At 45.9% G+C, this 19,728-nt stretch carries 14 protein-coding genes; 12 read left to right on the forward strand and 2 right to left on the reverse strand.

Annotated features, from left to right (window positions below):
• The first annotated feature begins 22 nt into the window (after nt 1-22).
• The 11 genes from A4R26_RS19740 (at nt 23) to A4R26_RS19795 (ending at nt 14,849) form a co-directional block, all read left to right on the forward strand.
• Nucleotides 23-1,591, forward strand: a complete 1,569-nt coding sequence (locus A4R26_RS19740; RefSeq protein ID WP_081167067.1) for a RagB/SusD family nutrient uptake outer membrane protein — start codon at nt 23-25, stop codon at nt 1,589-1,591.
• 72 nt (nt 1,592-1,663) lie between these two features.
• Entirely contained in the window at nt 1,664-3,268 is a 1,605-nt protein-coding gene (locus A4R26_RS19745) for a hypothetical protein (RefSeq protein WP_081167072.1), read from the forward strand.
• Nucleotides 3,269-3,307: 39 nt separating this feature from the next.
• The gene (locus A4R26_RS19750) at nt 3,308-4,030 is read left to right on the forward strand and encodes a FadR/GntR family transcriptional regulator (protein WP_081167076.1); all 723 of its coding nucleotides are present in this window, start codon (nt 3,308-3,310) and stop codon (nt 4,028-4,030) included.
• Nucleotides 4,031-4,216: 186 nt separating this feature from the next.
• Nucleotides 4,217-6,610, forward strand: coding sequence for a chondroitinase-B domain-containing protein (locus A4R26_RS19755; RefSeq protein WP_081167079.1), 2,394 nt, complete (start codon nt 4,217-4,219; stop codon nt 6,608-6,610).
• 9 nt (nt 6,611-6,619) lie between these two features.
• Nucleotides 6,620-8,755: a heparinase II/III domain-containing protein gene (locus A4R26_RS19760; RefSeq protein ID WP_081167083.1), complete on the forward strand. Its 2,136-nt coding sequence runs from the start codon at nt 6,620-6,622 to the stop codon at nt 8,753-8,755.
• Between the two features lie 6 nt (nt 8,756-8,761).
• The gene (locus A4R26_RS19765; RefSeq protein ID WP_081167087.1) at nt 8,762-9,100 is read left to right on the forward strand and encodes a cupin domain-containing protein; all 339 of its coding nucleotides are present in this window, start codon (nt 8,762-8,764) and stop codon (nt 9,098-9,100) included.
• A 42-nt stretch (nt 9,101-9,142) separates the two neighbouring features.
• Nucleotides 9,143-10,027 (forward strand): alpha/beta hydrolase, encoded by an 885-nt coding sequence (locus A4R26_RS19770; RefSeq protein WP_081167091.1) that lies wholly within the window; start codon nt 9,143-9,145, stop codon nt 10,025-10,027.
• A 5-nt stretch (nt 10,028-10,032) separates the two neighbouring features.
• Nucleotides 10,033-10,794, forward strand: a complete 762-nt coding sequence (locus tag A4R26_RS19775) for a polysaccharide lyase family 7 protein (protein ID WP_081167094.1) — start codon at nt 10,033-10,035, stop codon at nt 10,792-10,794.
• A gap of 29 nt (nt 10,795-10,823) precedes the next feature.
• Nucleotides 10,824-12,161, forward strand: coding sequence for an MFS transporter (locus A4R26_RS19780; protein ID WP_081167098.1), 1,338 nt, complete (start codon nt 10,824-10,826; stop codon nt 12,159-12,161).
• 23 nt (nt 12,162-12,184) lie between these two features.
• Nucleotides 12,185-12,937, forward strand: coding sequence for an SDR family NAD(P)-dependent oxidoreductase (locus A4R26_RS19785; RefSeq protein ID WP_081167102.1), 753 nt, complete (start codon nt 12,185-12,187; stop codon nt 12,935-12,937).
• Between the two features lie 1,141 nt (nt 12,938-14,078).
• On the forward strand, nt 14,079-14,849 hold the full coding sequence (locus A4R26_RS19795; RefSeq protein ID WP_081167113.1) for a rhomboid family intramembrane serine protease: 771 nt from the start codon (nt 14,079-14,081) through the stop codon (nt 14,847-14,849).
• Between the two features lie 87 nt (nt 14,850-14,936).
• Here the strand turns inward: A4R26_RS19795 and A4R26_RS19800 are convergent, their stop codons facing one another.
• The gene (locus A4R26_RS19800; protein WP_081167116.1) at nt 14,937-15,605 is read right to left on the reverse strand and encodes a ferredoxin reductase domain-containing protein; all 669 of its coding nucleotides are present in this window, start codon (nt 15,603-15,605) and stop codon (nt 14,937-14,939) included.
• Nucleotides 15,606-15,776: 171 nt separating this feature from the next.
• Here A4R26_RS19800 and A4R26_RS19805 point away from each other — a divergent pair, with 171 nt between their 5' ends.
• Nucleotides 15,777-16,340, forward strand: coding sequence for a porin family protein (locus tag A4R26_RS19805; protein WP_081167120.1), 564 nt, complete (start codon nt 15,777-15,779; stop codon nt 16,338-16,340).
• Between the two features lie 85 nt (nt 16,341-16,425).
• On the opposite strand, the gene A4R26_RS19810 is transcribed toward A4R26_RS19805, so the two are convergent.
• The gene (locus A4R26_RS19810; RefSeq protein WP_081167124.1) at nt 16,426-19,584 is read right to left on the reverse strand and encodes a TonB-dependent receptor; all 3,159 of its coding nucleotides are present in this window, start codon (nt 19,582-19,584) and stop codon (nt 16,426-16,428) included.
• Between the last annotated feature and the right edge of the window lie 144 nt (nt 19,585-19,728).

A 19,728-nucleotide genomic window follows, 5' to 3' on the forward strand; every position in this document is an offset into this window, starting at 1 on the left:
CTGCCATAGAAAAATATTCGTCATGAAACTGCTTAAACAAACTTCCATCATATTGCTTGTTGCCGGCCTCACGGCCTGTAACCGGATCATTGACCTGAAGCCCGGGTCGAATGTGACGGTTGAGAATTACTACCGCACCTATGAAGAGGTGAAAGTAGCCCTTACCGGTTGTTATAATGGGTTGCAAAAGCCGCTGGAAACAGAATGGATGATGACCGAATTGCGGTCTGATATTTCAAAACAGGGTTCACCGGGCAGTACGTCGGTGCCAAATATTGAATTGAATGATCTGAACACTTATTTACAGAACTCATCGCACGACAAGGTGTATGACTACTGGTATTATACCTATAAAAATATTCGTAGCGCCAATTACGTGTTGAGAAGTTTGGGCGTGGAATATACCAACGGAAAGATCGCGTTGGGTGAACCTGTTGCGCAAATGAGCGATGCACAACGGAAACAGTTGGCCGGGGAGGCATTGTTCATCAGGGCGTATCATTATTTCAACCTGGTGCGGTTATATGGCGGTGTATTTATTCTCACCGAAAAGGAAGATCCTGTTGCATTGAAATCGATCGGCCGCTCTTCGGTAGAAGAATGTTATAAATTGATCACTGCCGACCTGGAAACAGCACAGGAATTAATGGCCAGGAAAACCTTTAGCGCTATGGCGCAGGAAGACCTCGGCCGGGCAACCATCTGGGCCGCCAAATCGCTGCTGGCGAAAGTATACCTTACCATCAACCGCAGAACCGACGCATTGCCATTGCTGGAAGATGTGATCAGCAACAGCGGTCACGACCTGCTGTCCGATTATGCTGATGTGTTTTCGATCGGTAATGAAATGAACAGGGAAATTGTTTTTGCCGTGCGGTATAAAGCCGGTGGACTGGGTTTGGGTAATTATATGGCCAATTCCTTTGCCGCATTGAACAGCGGCAGCGCCCTTGTCAATGGCAACGGGTCGGGTTTGAATTATCCTACCGACAATATGGTGGCCAAATATATCATGCCTGCCAGCAGTTTTGCCGATAAACGGAAAGACGCCACTATAGCGCGGTATAATAACCTGAACTATGTAAAGAAATTCCTTTCGCCGGTGATGATAAAGAACGATGCCGAGAACGATTTCCCGGTTCTCAGGTTTGCCGATGTACTGCTGATGAAAGCTGAAGCATTGGGTTTCGATGCGGCATCTGTTGAGATCATCAATCGTATCAGGGCGAGAGCAGGGGCCGGAATATACCCGGGCACAGGTACTTTCTCCGCTGCTTTTTATCAGTACCCCGCATCGGGCGACGAAGCTATCACCGATGCAAACTTCCTTACCAGATTACTCGATGAAAGAAGGCTCGAGCTGGCATTCGAGAACCACCGCCTGTTCGATCTGATACGCACCGGGCAGTTCGTAACAGCTATGCAGGCATATTATTCTTCGGAATACGATACGCATTACAAACGGTTCAAACCTGCCTTGTTGTTAACTGAGTTACAGGCGAACATCAATATACGACCGCTTTTGCCGATACCACAACGTGAGCTGGACACCAATAATGAAATTGCGATTGAACAAAATAAAGGATATTAATGTGATAATGTGATAATTCGATAATGTGATAATGGAAGACACAATATGTCTCCGATAACAAATGACTGCGATATGATAAAAATATTCAAATCATCCATTTTTAATCTGCCGGCCATGGCGGCGTTGATAACGCTGGTAATGGTTGCCTGTCAAAAGAAAGACTTTGTACAGCCGGAAGGCACATTGAACAGTGATGAGTATGTATACAATGTGGCTTTAAAAAGTTTTCAGCCGCAAGCCGCCGTTAGCGGTAACATAAATGCGACCATTGATATGGAAGTGATCTATTATTACTTACAACGCGAGGGCAAACAGGATACGCTTATCCAGGTAGATTTTCCGCCGGCGGAAAATAGCCGCGACTACCGGTTCGAAATAAAAGCAGTTTCCTGGGCGGGCATTGACCTGTCGGCGGTACAGGGCCTGAAACTGTTGTGCGTACAGGATAATAATGCATCCTTTGAAAAGATCATAAAGATCAGCTATTTCGATCCCAACGCGCCGGTGGTCACCGGTTTGCCCGATAAAATGACACCTGCGATAAACGGTAACACCGCTATCACTGCAAAAGCTACTTCAGAAACCGGGTTGTCGAAGATCTATATTTCCGATAACCGGAGCGGTAATTTCGAGGTATTGGACAGTATTGCCGGGAATGGCGCCAAAGAAGTTGCCATCAACTATAATTATACCTATGGCGATGGCGCTGGGCAGTTAAAGGTTACAGCAGTAGATATATACGGGTTGAAAACAGAGACGCTGGTGCAGTTTGTAAACATTCCGTTTAAACCGGTGATCACTTTCAGTACCGATGCCCTTATGGCCGCTTTGCCCGATGGAACACCGGAGATCAGCGGTACGCTGAAATCCTATACTCCCCTTAATGCAGTTACGGTATATGCTATTGCAGGCAATGTGGAAACGATGCAGGGAACGGTTACGCCCGTGCTTACGGGCTCAACAGCCAATGAGTATAATTATACCTTTAATTATACCTCGTTTGGCTACAACGCATCGGTTACCGCCTGTAAGGTAGTGGCAAAAGATGCAGGCAACAGTGAGAATGCAGCTTCGGTGCCGGTTACCATTCTTCCATACTACCACTGGAAAAATCTTACCATGATGGCGCAGGGGCTTACCGGCACCAACTCAACCAGTTGTTTTTTTACCGGGGAACTTTCAGCGCCGGTTGTTGGTCCATGTGAGGTGATCAACGATGCCAGCTATAATACGCGGGTTGATTTTGCCATCTTCTGTAACAGCACGCCCCTGATCGCTTTCAATAACCCGGCGAATATTTCATCAGGTACGTTGTCGACCTTTAAATGTAGTGGTACCTCATGGGCGCCGCCAACACCCACCTCAACTACTTTGAAGAAAACCCAATTCAGGGTATTGGGAACAGGATCGGCCGAAAGTAATATTAAAACAAAGTTCAATGACAATAGCATCACGGAATTGAACGATGCCTTTTTCACCGGTGTGGCCGCACCAACGGCAAATGCACCCAACTCAACTACTTTTACAACATCATCGCTGATCTGGGCCAAAGTAACGCCTGCCGGCGGTACCGGTGCAACAAAAAATATATTGATCAAAGTTAATGCGGTGAACGTGGTAGCGGTTCCCTCACAGGGAACTTCTACGCTCACTATCGACATTATGAAAGAACAATAAAAAAAATCATTAACCTTACACCTGTAAAATAAAAGCATTATGGATACATCAGACATAATTCAAAGCATTAAGAGCATCGAGGTGGAAAGTCCGACCAACAAGATCATCCAACAGCTAAAACAGTTGATCACCACAGGGCAATTGAAACCGGGCGACCGACTGCCGGCCGAACGGGTGCTGGCAGAAAGATTGGGCGTTGGCCGCAGCTATGTGCGTGAAGCCATTCGCAAACTGGAGTTCTTTGGCTTGCTGAAAACTTCGCCGCAAAGCGGAACATATGTATCGGGTTACAATATAAAAATGATCGAAGGTGTATTGACCGATATCATCAACTTCAATAAGGATGATTTTGCGGCCCTGATAGAAGCCCGCTATTATATGGAGATCAACGCGGCAAGGCTGGCAGCCATGCGGCGCACCGATGATGACCTGGCCTTGTTGCAGGCTGCTGTAGCCGATTACGATAATAAAGTGAACGGCAAACAGGATGCGGTGCAGGAAGACATGTTCATTCACCTGCGGATTGCCAATGCCACAAAGAACTCGGTGTTTGAAAGCATGCTACTGATGTTGTTGCCCGATATCATCAAAAACATCATCGATCAAAAGATCTGCGGCGATAACCGCGGTGTACAGGCGATGGCAGAGCACCATGAAATATTGCAGGCCATTGCCGATCAGGATGCCGATGCGGCCGGTGCGGCAATGGCTGCGCACCTCGATGATATTTTGAGGATAAGCAGGGAGAAGAAAGGGTGGTAAGCAGGAAGAAATGAAGTATTTGAAAATCGGGAATAGAGAAATGGAACGTCTGTTGAAAAATTTCGTTAAGACATACAGGATAATGAAATGTTGCCATAGTAAGTTCCATCTGGCCAAAACTCAATTATTATTTTCAGCCGAAAAAGTGAAATATTGAATAACGAATGTCCATCACTAAATGTTGAAATGAAAACCAGCAAAAACTGTAACCGCATTTTGTATTTGCGTACAGCCTGCGGCTTGCGGCTTGCAGCTGTTTTTAAAAAATATTGCTGGTTATTTGTTTTCATACTGCTTGTTGGGAAAGCGCGTGGCGCTACAATGCTGGTAAGCAATAAACAACAACTGCATGAGGCGTTGTTAAAAGCGCAGCCGGGCGATACCATTTTGCTCAACAAAGGAAGGTGGAATAATGTAGCCCTGGTTATAGAAACAAGCGGTACCAAAGAAATGCCGGTCGTAATTGCAGCCGAAGCGCCGGGGACGGTACAATTTACCGGCAACTCGTTCATCAGGTTTGGCGGTAACCATGTGGTGGTGTCAGGTATTCAGTTTGTTGATGGTTTTGCAGAAAATGGCGCTGTAGTAGAGTTCAGAAAGAACAATGAAAAACCTGCCAATAATTGTCGCCTTACCAACTGTGTGATCAATGATTATAACAAACCCGGCCGTTTTGATAACGAGAGCTGGATCGTATTATGGGGGCGGCATAACCGCATCGACCATTGTACCATTGGTGGTAAATTAACCGGCGGTACAACCATCATTGTTGAACTGAATGATGAACGCAGCCAGCAGAACTATCACGAAATAGACAGCAATTATTTTAACGGAAGACTGCCATTGGGTTCCAATGGGGGCGAAACCATTCGGGTTGGCGTGTCCCGCTATGCTTTGACCTCCTCACACACCAGCATTCACCACAATTATTTTGAACGCTGCAGTGGAGAAGTGGAGATCATTTCTGTAAAAAGTTGCGACAACCAGATCAACAACAATACTTTTTATGAATGCGAAGGAGGGTTGGTGCTGCGGCATGGAGAACGCAATACTGTAACCGGCAACGTATTTATAGGTAATCAAATGCCGCATACAGGCGGCGTGCGCATCATCAATCCCGGTCATAAAGTTAGCAATAACCTGTTTATAGAACTGGCAGGCGAGCGCTTTCATGCTGCATTCAGCGTATTGAATGGCGTTCCGAATTCATTACCTAACCGCTATGTGCAGGTAAAAGATGTGGAAATAGATCACAATACATTTGTAGGTTGTAAAAGCATAGTTTTCGGGGCTGGTAAAGATCCCGAGCGAACCGCGGCTCCGGCGAATGTTGTCTTTCGCAACAATTTGATCTCCTCTAAAAGTAATCTTTTGTATGAAGACGCCAATAATGATGGCGGTATTTTGTTCCAAAGCAACTCGGCTATTGTTCAGGGAACTGCTGCACTGGCTAAAGGATTTTCTCCTGCCGGTAAAAGCGGTGTAAGAAATGTTACCTATAAGGGAAGGTGTTATACGTTGCCCGTTCATACAAACGGGGTAGGCTTGAAGCAGGTATCCTGGATGGATGCTGACGAAGCCGGCGCCAGATGGTATGAACCGGCAGGGCCGGCACTAACCGCTCCTGTAACATACACGGTACCGGCAGCACAAAGCAAAGAGCTGCCAGGTATTGTAGCCAAAGCAAGACCCGGCGATATCATTCAGCTAGCCGATACCGGCCTGTATGAGCTCGACGAACCATTGGTGATCCGTACCCTTATAACAATCAAAGGAAGGGATGGTGAATTCAAACCGCAATTGGTAAACACCGGTGCGAAAAGTTTGCCGGCTTTTGTCATTATCGAAAATGGCGGCGGTATAACGCTGGAACATGTTCAGTTCAACAGCGCGTATAAAAGTTATGGCGATGTGCAAACCGCCATCAGCACTACCACCAAACCCATGAACGGTCATTACCGCTTACAGGTACATGATTGTGTATTCTTCAATTTCAATGAAAGTAGTTCCGGTTGTATCCGTGGAACCAAAAGCACTTATGCCGATTCGGTGATCATTACCAACAGTTTGTTTCATCATAATTCCGGAACGGGTATCGATTTCTCGGCAGAGAAAGATGACAAAGGTATTTACAACGTAGCGCACCTGTTGGTAAGGAATTGTGTATTTACCAATATGTTGAGCACAGCCATCAATGTATATCGCGGCGGCAACGATGAAAGTACCACCGGCCCCAACGTGGTTATAGACCATTGCACTTTCAATGAGGTGGATAACCGCATGCAGGGCTGTGTGGTAAAACTGCCGGGTGTGCAAACCGCCAGCGTTACCAATTGTGTATTCAACAAAAGCGGCGCCGGCGGCCGTTGCATCTGGTTTGAGGAAATGAGCTGGGACAAACTGAGGGTAGACTATTGCAATTTTTATAAAAGCGGCCGCGTAAGTTCATTCTTCAATAATGTTACCGGTAAACATATTTATTACAATAACCCTGTATTTAACGATCCGTCACTGTACGATTTCAGGCTGGCTGCGGGCACCCTGAAATCGGCCGATGGAAAACGATTGGGTGTAAACTAATTATAACGAATGCCACGAACAGAGAGATTGTGTTTAGTATGGTTGTTGATCGCCGGATTGCTGCAAAGCGCAAAGGCGCAACAGCATCCCTCCATATTGCTTACCCGGCAGAACATAGAGAACGTTCGCAATGGGGTTGCCAGGTATCCTTTGCTGCAGCAGTCATGGAAAGAGCTGAAAAAGGATGCAGACAAAGCAATTAAAGCAACGATCGATGTGCCCATGCCGCATGATGCGGGCGGCGGCGTTACGCATGAACAACATAAAAAGAACTATCAGAACATACTGGCCTGTGGTGTAGCCTGGCAAATAACCAACGACGATCGATATGCCCGGTATGTAAAAGAATTGTTGATGCAATATGCAGCTGTATATAATACCTGGCCGCGTCATCCCAGGCGCAAGGACGCGCCGGGTGGTAAAATGTTCTGGCAAAACCTGAACGATTGCGTATGGCAGGTATATGTGATACAGGGATACGATTGTATTTACGACTATCTGAACGCAGATGAAAGAAAAAAAATAGAAGACAATTTGTTTGAACCCATAGTAAAAGAGCTGTCGGAGGTAAATGGCGACATTTTCAACAGGATCCATAACCATGGCACATGGTCGGTTGCCGCAGTGGGAATGACCGGTTATGTTTGTGGCAGAAAGGAATGGGTGGATATGGCTTTGCATGGCAGCAAAAAAGATGATAAAAGCGGTTTCCTGGCGCAGTTGAACCGGTTGTTCTCACCCGATGGGTATTATACCGAAGGACCCTATTACCAGCGTTATGCAATTCTGCCCTTTATACTTTTTGCCAAAACAATACATCAATATCAGCCCGAACTGGGCATTTATAACTATCGCAGCGGTTTGTTGAAAAAAGCGGTGAACACCGCCCTGCAATGCACCTATACCAATAAAGTATTCTTCCCGGTAAACGATGCCATGAAGGACAAAACCTATGAAAGTGAAGAATTGGTTTATGCCGTTGATATAGCGTACAGCGATATGCAGTCGGCCGATGACCTGCTCGATATTGCACAACAGCAGAAAAGGGTGATTGTCAGCGATGCCGGGGTAAAAGTGGCCAAAGCGATTGCCGAGGGAAAAACAAAACCGTTCGCTTATCAACCGGTGTGGATCAGCGATGGCGCCGATGGAAACGAAGGTGGGCTGGGAATTTTAAGATGGGGCAGTAATGACGACCAGGCATGCGTGGTGATGAAAGCGGCGTCGCAGGGAATGGGCCATGGCCATTTCGACCGGTTGAATATTCTGTACTATGATAACAATACCGAAGTGTTCAGCGATTATGGCGCAGTTCGTTTTTTAAATATCGAAACAAAAAACGGCGGTAACTATACCAGGGAGAATACTACCTGGGGTAAACAAACCATTGCGCACAATACGATAGCGGTAGATAAACAATCGCAGTACAGGGCCAATGAAAAGGCCGGTGACAGATCAGCCCCCCGGCTGGTTTACTTCAATGCAACATCGCAATACCAGGTAGTATGCGCCGAAGAGGATCATGCTTTCGAGGGTGTGCAACTGGTACGTACGGCCATTCTGTTCAAACCTCAGGGCGCTGCCATGCCATTGCTGATAGATGTGTTCAAAGCCAAAAGCGCAGCGCCGCATCAATACGATCTGCCATTCTGGTACCAGGGCCATTTAACCGATAGCAATTTTCCCATTACCGCCAGCAAAACGCAGCTACTGCCTGCGGGCGGCAATTACGGCTATCAGCATTTGTGGGTGAACGGCGAAACCAAAATGAATACCGCCAATGGCGTAATCACCTTCATCAATAACAAACGCTTCTATTCAACTACCTTCCTGGCAGATACCAACACCAGCGTGTCGTTTGTGACCTGTGGGGCAAATGATCCTGACTTCAATCTGCGAAATGAGAAAGCATATATCATTACGACAAAAGCAGCGGCGGGGCATACATTTATCAATATTACCGAACCCCATGGGAAAACCAATCCGGTGGCGGAGTACACGGTTGGTTTTAAACCGCAGACAAAAGATATAAAACTTGTGAGCGATGATGCCGATAATACTGCTTTTACGTTCACATATAATAAGGTAACCTACAAAGTCAATTTACAGTACAACAACAAACTATCATTTATTACCATTAAATAGGCATATATGTTACAGAGCAATGAGTTTCAGTTTGAACAGGAGATACCATGGGAAGATGTTGGTAATGGCATTCAGCGGCAGATCTACGGGTATGACGAGAAGGTGATGCTGGTAAAAGCGAAATTCGAAAAAGGCGGTGTTGGATCGCTGCATCAGCATCCGCATTCACAGGTGACATATGTAGAAAGTGGGGTATTTGAAATGACCATTGGCGATGAAAAGAAGATCATTCGCAAAGGCGACGGGTATTATGTACCGCCAAATATCATCCATGGCTGTGTATGCCTCGAGGCCGGTATGCTGGTAGATGTGTTTTCGCCCCACCGCGAAGATTTTCTTAAATGAACTTACACCGTTTTTTAAGCATATAAATTAAAACTTTTTCTGATGAAAAAAATGTCATTGATAATGGCAGGGCTATTGGCATGCCTGACCGGGTTTACCCAGGAAGATGCTGTAAAGAAAGTAAATTATCCTGTAGGGTATAATGCGCTGTTGGATGTTGTGTATACCTCGGGCCCTGGTTGGGAACAAAAACTTGACCTTTACCTGGCGCCCAAGGATATGGGGCCGGCGCCGATTGTAATAAATATTCATGGCGGCGGCTGGAACCATGGCACCAAGGAGTCGCAGACCGGTTTTAGTACATTTTTCAAAGCAGGTTTTGCCGTGGCGAATATTGAATACCGCCTTACGCCGCAGGCTACCGCACCTGCAGCTGTGGAAGATGCAAGATGCGCATTGGTGTATATTGTCAGGAATGCGGCGGCATTGAATGTAGATGTAAATAGAATCGTGATCATGGGCGGCAGTGCCGGCGGGCACCTCGCATTGATGGCGGGCCTCCTGGGAAACGACCATCGCTTCGATGGTAACTGTAAGGGAGTGGAAAATATAAAAGTGGCCGCTATTATTGATAAATATGGGATCACCGATGTGAACGATTGGGCTTATGGCTCACATATCACCAGTAAATCGGCCACCCGCTGGCTGGGTGACAAAGCTAAAGACGAAGCGTTCATAAGATCTGTATCGCCTGTCAGCTTTGTTAATAAAAACAATCCGCCGGTTTTCATCGTGCACGGAGACGCTGATCCTGTTGTGCCATATCAGCAATCGGTTGACCTGCATAAGAAGTTACAGGAAGCAGGTGTTAAAACACAGTTTGTAACCATTCCGGGCGGGCAGCATGGCAAATTCCCGGCCGATAAAAATTCAGAACTGAATAAATCGATCATCAGTTTCCTGCGGGAATTAAACATTGTAAAGTAACCGGTATGAAAAAAAAGAGCAGGGTGTTTTTAGTGGCCGCACTGGTCGCTTTTATTTCAACATCGTACAGGGGCGACAGCCTGCAGGCAGCGAACTATCCCGCCAATGTGCTGGACCTCACCAACTGGAAACTGAATATACCGCTTGATAAAAATAAGGATGGCAGATCAGACGAAATAAAACAACCGGAACTGGCGGCCTATTCAATAGCTCCCTGGTTTCAAAACAATGCAACAAATACGGGCGTAGTGTTTAGAGCCAATTGCGGCGGCATCACAACCCGCGGTTCGGGATACCCGAGAAGTGAATTGCGCGAAATGACCAACAATGGCCGAAGCGGCGCCAGCTGGTCGTCCGATGCGGGAACGCATATCATGGAAATAGAACAGGCCATTACGCACTTGCCCAATGTAAAACCACATATTGTGGCCGGTCAAATTCACGATGCCGGTGATGATGTGATCGTATTCAGGCTGGAAGGCAAAAAATTGTTCATAGATCATAATGGCGCCGATGGCGCAGTATTGACAAAGAATTATGAGTTGGGCGCAAAGTTCAACGTAAAGTTTGAAGTAGCAGCCGGACAGGTGAAAAGTTATTACAACGATGTACTGGTTGAAACTTACCCTGTTCATTTTTCAGGCGCTTATTTTAAAGCCGGCGCATATGTACAATCGAATTGCCAGGGGCATAAAAAAGTAGCCGGTGAGTCATGCGATGCTTATGGGGAAGTGGTGATCTATAAACTACGGGTAACGCATTATTAATAAAAACGATCATTTCAAAAACTTGTCATTTGAAAGTATCACAAAACATAGAACAGATAGCTGAGATACCGGTACCGGACAGTGCTTTTAAAATAAAGGGGTTGCGCTGGTACATTGTGAGCTTAATTGGGGTGGCCACCATCATCAATTATATCGACCGGGGCGCTATCAATTTCATGTGGCCCTACATTTATAAAGATTTTGGAATTGCCGATGCGGATAGCAAAAGCGCACTGGCATTTATTACTTCTTTTTTTATGGTGGCCTATGCCATTGGGCAAACCGTTACCGGTAAACTGATGGATGCCATCGGCACGAGATTGGGAATAACCATATCGATCATTGGCTGGAGTATTTCCATTGCGTTGCATGCGTTGGCAAAAGGTATTTTATCGTTCAGCGTATTCCGTTTCTTACTGGGTATCAGTGAGGCGGGCAACTGGCCCGGCGCAACCAAGAGCAATGCGGAATGGTTTCCGGCAAAAGAGCGCGCCATAGCACAGGGAATATTTGGCGCAGGCGCTTCGCTGGGAAGCGTTGTAGCTGCACCGGTAATAGCCTCTCTATATCTGGCATTTGGCTGGAAAGTGACCTTTGCCGCCATTGCCATTTTGGGAATACTTTGGGTTATTCCCTGGCTGCTTATCAATAAGCATACACCCGATAAACATCCCTGGATCACCAAAGAAGAACGAGCGCATATTCTGGAAAGCCATACAAATACCGCAAACACCATTCCCGAAACAAAAATATATAGCTGGAAACAGTTGCTGCAATTCAAAAATACCTGGGGCATCATCAGCTCCCGTTTTTTTATAGATCCCGTATGGTGGTTATTCGTTACCTGGCTGCCTACCTTTTTAAAAGAGCAATATCATTTCGATATGAAACAGGTGGGGGCCTTTGCCTGGGTGCCGTATTTGTTTGCCGCCATTGGCGGACTGGCCGGGGGATTTTTTTCTTCTCATTGTATCAGGCGGGGTATGCCGGCAGCAAAGGCAAGAAAACGCGCTATGGCCATTGGGTCTGTTTTAATGCTGATCTCATTGATCTGCATTGCCGCCTGGCTTGAACATTTGAAAGATAATATTTCGGTGGCCATTGCATTGATCAGCAGTACCCTGTTCGGCTTTCAATTTCTGATAAATAACCTGCAAACATTACCCGGCGATTATTTCAATGGAAAGAATGTTGGAACGGTAGCCGGTTTGGGCGGCACAGCTGCAGTATTGGGTACGCTCATCACTACGTGGATAGTTCCGGTGATCACCCGTACCAGTTATACTTCATTTTTTATAATGGGCGCCGCCATGGTGCCTGTTGCCTGGGCATGTATAACCTTTATAGCCTCGTCAAAAAAACATTGAATAAAAACTTAAAAACATCCATAATGAAACTTACAGGAAAAGTAGCAATAGTAACCGGCGGAGCAAGAGACATTGGCAGGGCCGTATCGGTAAAGCTGGCGCAGGAAGGTGCAAAGGTGGTAGTGAATTATAACAGCAGTGAAGAACTGGCGCAGGAAACGCTGGCCCTGATAAAAGCGGCCGGCGGGGAAGGGCTTCTAGTAAAAGCAGATATCACCAACCGGGAAGAAGTGGCGCGGCTGGTAACTGAAACGAAAAAGGCCTTTGGCCATGAGATCCATATTTTAGCCAATGTTGCCGGCGGTATGGTTGGCCGTAAGCTCATCACCGATATGGACGAGGCGTTTTGGGACCACGTAATTAACCTGAATGTGAAATCGGCGTTCCTGATGACGAAAGAAGTAGTATCGTATATGCCGGCCGGAAGCAGTATTATCAATTTTTCTTCGCAGGCCGGAAGAGATGGCGGCGGTTTTGGCGCATCGGCATATGCTACATCGAAGGGTGCTATTGCTACGTTCACGCGTGCAATGGCCAAAGAACTGGGGCCAAAAGGGATCCGGGTGAATGCGGTAGATCCCGGGATGATCGCCACTACCTTCCATGATACATTCACCAAACCGGAAGTGCGCACTGCCGTTGCCAATGCAACGCCATTACGCCGCGAAGGGAATGCCGGCGAAGTGGCTGACCTTGTGGCCTACCTGGCCGGTAATGAAAGCAGTTTTATCACCGGCGCCAATATCGATATCAACGGCGGTACCTACTTTTCATAGATCAGCGCTTTTAAGATTGCATCCGTGTCATTCGCCAGGCGGCGGGTGGCACGGTTATTATTTTAACCCGGCGAGCGTACTTATTACCAGCACCGCTACGCCGATAAGTTTTTCTTCTTTCAGCATTGCGCAATACCTGCAGGGCTTTACCAATATGTTTTTCCACGGTTTTAACTGAAATGCCCATTTCCTGCGCAATGTCTTAATAGCTCATGTTTCCGTAATGGTAAAGCATAAATGACTGATGGCATTTTTCAGGCAGCGTGTCGATGCTTGTGCGGATGCGTTTCTTCAACTCGGTATGCTCGTAAGGAAAAGCCTGCGATAAATAATTTTCGTTTTGTAAGATCGATGAATGATGCGCATCGCGTGACAACTGATCTCTTAGCTGGGTAGCTACTTTGTATTTTACCGCATTGGTGTTCTTATCAGCCTGATAGGAATCGGAACGGGAGCTGAATGTTGATCTTACCCAAAATGATGGCTACCCGCAGTAGAAGATAATTGGAAAGAAGTGGTAAGAAGAGGCCGGAAGTAAGATGTCTGCAAAGACTGAACTTCCTGCTTTTTCTATAGCGAAAGCATATTTGGTGATATGGAAGCTTCATTGAACCTGGGGAAATTATTGCACATAAATAATAGCTTGCAGATAGGCGCTGATTTCAGGGTTATTTGATTGATCATGATGGCAATAACTTTATCGTTCCAACCGGCCCGGCTGATATTTTGAATTATACGATGCATGGTTTTTTGTTCAGGAATCGAAAAAATTCCTGCATGAAAATAACGTCAGCTTCCGTAAGAGAACGGGTATCGGTTTACCGGCATCTTTGAATGCTTTTAAAAAATCACCGGCGATGGTGTAAAAAAAAGTGGGTGAATTTAAAGTGATACCAAATGGCGTGTTTGAAAACTGCTGGTAGAAAATTCCATCGATGCTTTTGTGGCAACGGTGCATAAAGGTTAAAACAACCGGTTGTTTGTAAACGCTCAACTGTACAATTGTTATTCAAACTTTATAGCACAGATGGAAACCAGTCCTTGCTTTATTATACAACTATAACATATTCACTATAATGTTGTAAAAAGTATGAATTGCCTGGCAACAGGTATGGCTTTTGCCTATTTTTGAGAAAAAAAGATGGTATTTCCTATTGGTGATGATAACCGGGACAGGAAAAGATTCCCTTTTATCAATTATCTGCTTATAGCGCTTAATATTTTTGTATATGTTTACTGGCAAAGGTTAGGGCAGAACGATGATTTTACTTTTGCCTATTCTGCCGTGCCGGCTGAAATACTTACCGGGCGCGATATCGTAACCGAATCGAAGGTGGCTATAAACCCGTATGATGGAGAAACTTTCCGCGTACCTGGCCTCGGTATTACCAATATTCCTGTTTTTTTCACTTTGTTTACATCCATGTTCATGCATGGCGGGTTGGCGCATTTGGCGGGTAATATGATGTACCTGTGGATCTTTGGCGATAATATAGAAGATGCGTTGGGGCACCTCAAATATCTTTTCTTTTATTTATTGTGTGGTTCGCTGGCGGGCTTAAGCCATGTGTTCAGTACCCTTGTATTTGGACAAAGTATGTTAATACCCAGTTTAGGTGCGTCTGGCGCCATCTCAGGCATATTAGGCGCATATCTTCGATTGTTCCCCGGCAAAGGCATCCATCTCTGGATCTTATTTTTAATTATAACGGTGCCGGCATTTATTGCTGTGGGCGTATGGTTTGCGTTCCAGGTTGTAAATGGGCTGGGTGCGTTGGGTGGTGAAGAAGCCGGCGGGGTGGCTTATGCGGCGCATATTGGTGGTTTTATTTTTGGCCTGCTGCTGATCGGTGTATTTGCGAAAGAGTTTATTATGAGAAGAAGGGCAGCGAAGAATAAGGGGTGGATATGAAAAGGTGGGCCGCCCTTTTCGGGGCGGCTCACTTTCAGATTATATGGCAGATCGAGGTGCGTCCCTCTTTAAGAGAGACCACCTTTTTTATTTTTCAAATACTACCAGGTCTGGTTTCGCCCCCAGGGTCGTTAGCGAAGCATTTATGTCTGCGACCATTTTATCAGGGCCGCATACATAAAAATGTTTGTTAAAATCGGTTACATGAGAACGCAGATAATCTGCATTGATCGTTCCGTTTTCATAGCCGTCTTTTTGTTCGCGGCTAAGAATATAAACAGCATTTTTTCCCATCATGGAAGTAAATTCTTCTTCATAAATAACATCAGCGGCGGTTTTATTGGCGAAGAACAGGGTGTTCCCGGCTAGCTGGTTATCGCGATGCAGTTGACGCAGGATGGCAATGAACGGTGTAATGCCCGCACCGCCGGCAATAAAATATCCCGGGCCTTTGTATTCAATAGCCCCCCAAACATCATGTAATATCAGTTCATCGCCGGGAACCAGTAGATGCAATTGGTTGGTAACACTATTATGCCCGATGTATCGCTTTATAGTGAATTCGAGGGTGGGTTCGTCATTCAGGGAAGTAAAAGTAAAGGGTCGGCGCTCGTTTTCCCAGCCGGGTTTGTTAATGGCTACCTCCGTTGCTTGTCCGGCCACGAATTGATAACCATTTGGTTTTTCAATACGAAAGCTTTTGACATCATGTGTGACCTGCAGAACGGTTTTTATTTTAACTATATGCGATTCCATGATTTATTGCATTTATAAAAGCAAGCTACAGATTAAAAACGAAAAAAGCGGTTGGAATTCTACAGTGCGAAATTTCTAATATTCAATAAATTAAATTGTAAGCACGCCATAATGCGGGGCTGGTATTGCCTTTGCAATAGTTAGTATGTATTGTTTAATTAAACCAGCATTATGAAGAGAATTATTTTTTCGGCAGTAATGTTATTACTGATCAAAGGCGCCTTCGCGCAACATGTGCAATATGGTATTAAAGGTGGTATAAACTTTGCGAACATTGCAAACGATGCCGCCGATAATGATGCAGACACTAAAACCGGATTCCATCTTGGCGGTCTTGCTCATATTCATCTTACCCGTTCTTTTGCCATTCAGCCGGAGCTCGTATATAGTACGCAGGGAGCTGAATACAACAATGGTAAATTAAAACTGAATTACATCAACATTCCGGTATTGGGACAGTATATGTTTGGCAATGGATTCAGATTACAAACCGGCCCGCAGTTAGGTATTTTAACAACTTCTGAATGGGAGAGTGGAAATACGGAAACGGATGTTGATGATTTCAGCAATGTCGATTTTTCGTGGAGCTTTGGTGCAGGTTATGTAGGTAAGAATGGATTAGGTATCGATGCCCGTTATAATCTTGGGTTAACTGACGTTACAAAAGACAGGAACAACGATTTTCAGAACCGGGTTTGGCAATTAGGACTGTTTTACCAGTTCAAACATAAATAGTGCTTTTACTTTTTTCAGAAAGCTAAACTTTAAGCGAAAGCGTCCCGACAAATAATCGGGACGCTTTCACTTATAATGACCGGAACTAAAATCCACAGCGAATGCCGATCTGGATCTGCCAGGGGTTGCCGCCGGGTGTTATAACACCGGTATTCCCACCTACATCATAGTTATAGTTTTGCGTGGCCTGGTCGAAACCATTTGTTGAGTTAATGGTATAGAGATTTTGTTTGCCCAGGTTTTTGCTGGCGCCCCAGGTTTTATTGATCAGGTTCTCTACATTGAAAATATCGGCCGACAGTTCAACGTATTGTTTTTTCCGGAAGGTGAATTTTTTAGCGATGCGCACATCCCAAACGCCATTGAAGCGATTGATGCCGCCGTTGCGTTCAGCAATACCGCCCATGCTTTTTTCAAGATACTTTTTAACGCTCTTGCTGGCGTCGGGATTGTTCAGGATGTTGGTGATACCGGTGCGGTATTTTTCAGGCACTTTGGTGTCGTTTATATCGAAAACATAAGCCAGATCGTTAGAAGCTACGAAGTCGCCATTCACGTTTCCGTTTACCGCCAGCGAGTAACGGGTGCCGCCGATACCTGAATAGCGAACACCCACGCTTACACCATAAAATGTTGGCAGCGTTCCATAGAATACAACTTTATGACGGAACTGGCCATCGGAGTACGACATGCTGTTCAGGTTACGCGGGTCGTCATTTACCATAAGTCCCAGGGTTGCAGTATTGGCTACATCGCCATTATACGAAGTGTTGTCTTTTGAATCGTTCCAGGTATAGCTGAAAGAAACTTCGCCATCTCTGAAGTAGCGCCAGGTGCCATCGAACACAAATGCATACTGATTTATTTTGCCTTCGCTGTTCAGTTCAAGAACACGGCCAATAGCAGTGCTCTTACGGCCGTTCATCCAATCACTGGTACCGTTTATGGCAATGCTATTGGCGGGAACATACACGCCGCGGTTTCCTTCGGTGCTCAGGCGGAAGAAGGGTTCATCGACCATGTTCCGGTCAACATACATATAATTATTACGCGCAAGTGTAGCGTATAACGTAACGCCGAGTTTAAGGTTGTTGGTGATAAACCGGCTGTATGAAGCGTTGGCTTTATACACTACGGGTATCAGTGCGTCTTTTCCATTCATATTGATGGTAGGAACGCTGCGGCTGAGCAGGTCTTTTCCCGGCGCTGTTGACGGATCATTGCGATAGGCCGGAAAGTCAGGTGTGGGAATGTCGCTTTGAATGTCTACGGAAAGCACTTTCGTTCCATCGAAAACCATGTTGTTGATCATGGCGTAGTTGTTGATGTCGGAGCCAAATATGCCGGCGCCAAAGCGCACGTAATCCCTGTGTTTTTCGTTGATGTCCCAGTTGAACTGAATACGGGGTTGTACCTGAAGTGTTTTTAAAGAGCGGTTGGTTTCAAATCCCAGTTCATCAAACACCACCTGGTTGAAATTAGGGCGGTTGAAATAGTTGGTGTAATCGGCGCGCAAACCTGCCGTCATATCAAGGCCGGGCATCAATTGTGTTTTCATTTGCGCATATAATGCGGCATTCAGGATGTTTTGGTCAACGCTTGGGTCGTCTTCGAGTGCAACCTCACGGGCATACCGGTAAGGTCTCAGCTCGTCGAAATTCTTCATGCCGGTAAAATAAAACCGCCCGTTCATTTCACTGCCATACAAAGAGTTCATGTGCGTGTACTGGATATCGGTGCCAAATGTAAAGTTGAACCTGTTGGTGTTTAAGTAAACGTTATTCACCAACTGGAACACATTGTTATAAAAATGTTCCGGTGAATAGCGTTGTCCACCCAATTGAATGTTCGTGTTTACGTTAGAGCCATTCACTCTGCTGCCGATACGTTCTACAATTGCCCGTGGAATATTTTGTTTGGGCAACTGGCTGCCCGGTGTGCTTTCTTCAAAAGTATACAGGTGCTGTAGTTTCAGTTCGTTGGTCAGTTTGGAATTAACCACTGTACGTAAAGTAGCCAGGAAGCTATTGTTCCATGCATGCGCGTCTGCATATACTTCATACAGGTTGATCGAAGTATTGTCGTTGCGGCCCAATGGGGCGCGGTCGTTTACATAGTTATCACGGATGGTAAGCAGGTTTTTTTCATTTAACTGCCAGTCGACCCGGGCAAAAGCGGCATCGGTATGTCTTTTCTTATCGAATGACCCGGTTTGAGGCGAACTGGCGACGCCGTATTTACTTCTGGCAATACCGAGGAAGCGGTTCAATGTATCTGTGTGGATGCCGAGCCGTCTTTCATCGGCTGGTGATTGAATATCGGCGATCTGTAAAGGCCGGGCGTCATCCTGGCGGTCCCAGGCAATAAAGAAGTGCGCTTTATTTTTGATAAGGGGGCCGCCTAATGAAAATCCATACTGGTTGGTAGAGAAATCATTTAACCGCCGGTTTCCGCGCATATCATATTTGCTCGATAACCAGTCGGCCCGTGAAAACATAAATACGCTCCCTGAAAAAGTATTGGTACCTGATTTTGTAACGGTGCTGATAGTACCACCGCCGCTACGGCCAAAGGTAACGTCATACTGGTTGGTTACTACTTTGAATTCTCGGATGGCCTCCATAGACATGGCATATGGTCCGCCGATCCGGTTATTGGTACCGCTGCTGGAGGTTGGGTTTTTGGCTGAAGTACCGTCGATGGTTATATTGGTAGAAGAGCCTAATTGTCCCGACAGATTGCTGCCGCTGCTTAAGGGCGACAGGTCGATGAGGGATGTGAAGTTGCGGCCGTTTACCGGTAACCGCGAAATGTCACGGGCGGTGACTGAGGTAGCAGCGCCGAAGTTTTCCGATTTTTTCCGCTGCCCCGTAGCTGTAACCGTAACTTCATTCATGCTGGCTGCAGAAACCTGCATAATGATGTTAACCCGTAACAGGTCGCCCTGGTTTAAAAAGTAATCAGTGCGCTTCTGCTCACCGTAACCAACAAATGAAGCTTTGATGGTGTAGGGGCCGCCCAGTGGCAGTTCCTTAAAAATGTATTCGCCTTTTGCATTGGTCAGCGTTGCGGTAGTGAAGCCGGTCGATTCGTTGTACAACTGTACCGTTGCTCCCTGTACCGGTTTTTTGTTATCATCGGTAATTACACCAACGATGGAGGCCTGGGTAGTCTGGGCAATTAGTCTGTTGCCTGTAAATATTGCCAATAGCAATAGCAGGCTTGCTACGAATGATTTCTTCATTGCAGGGTCGCTTTTAAATATAAAAGAATATATAATGATCGGGGAGGGGCTGCTGTCACCAGGCTTAGTGCACCGGTTTTATATAGACGAACAAAACAAACGATCGGTACTATAGCCGGTCATAATTTGATATCATGACGTTAA

Source organism: Niastella populi, assembly GCF_002078015.1.
GTDB lineage: Bacteria > Bacteroidota > Bacteroidia > Chitinophagales > Chitinophagaceae > Niastella > Niastella populi.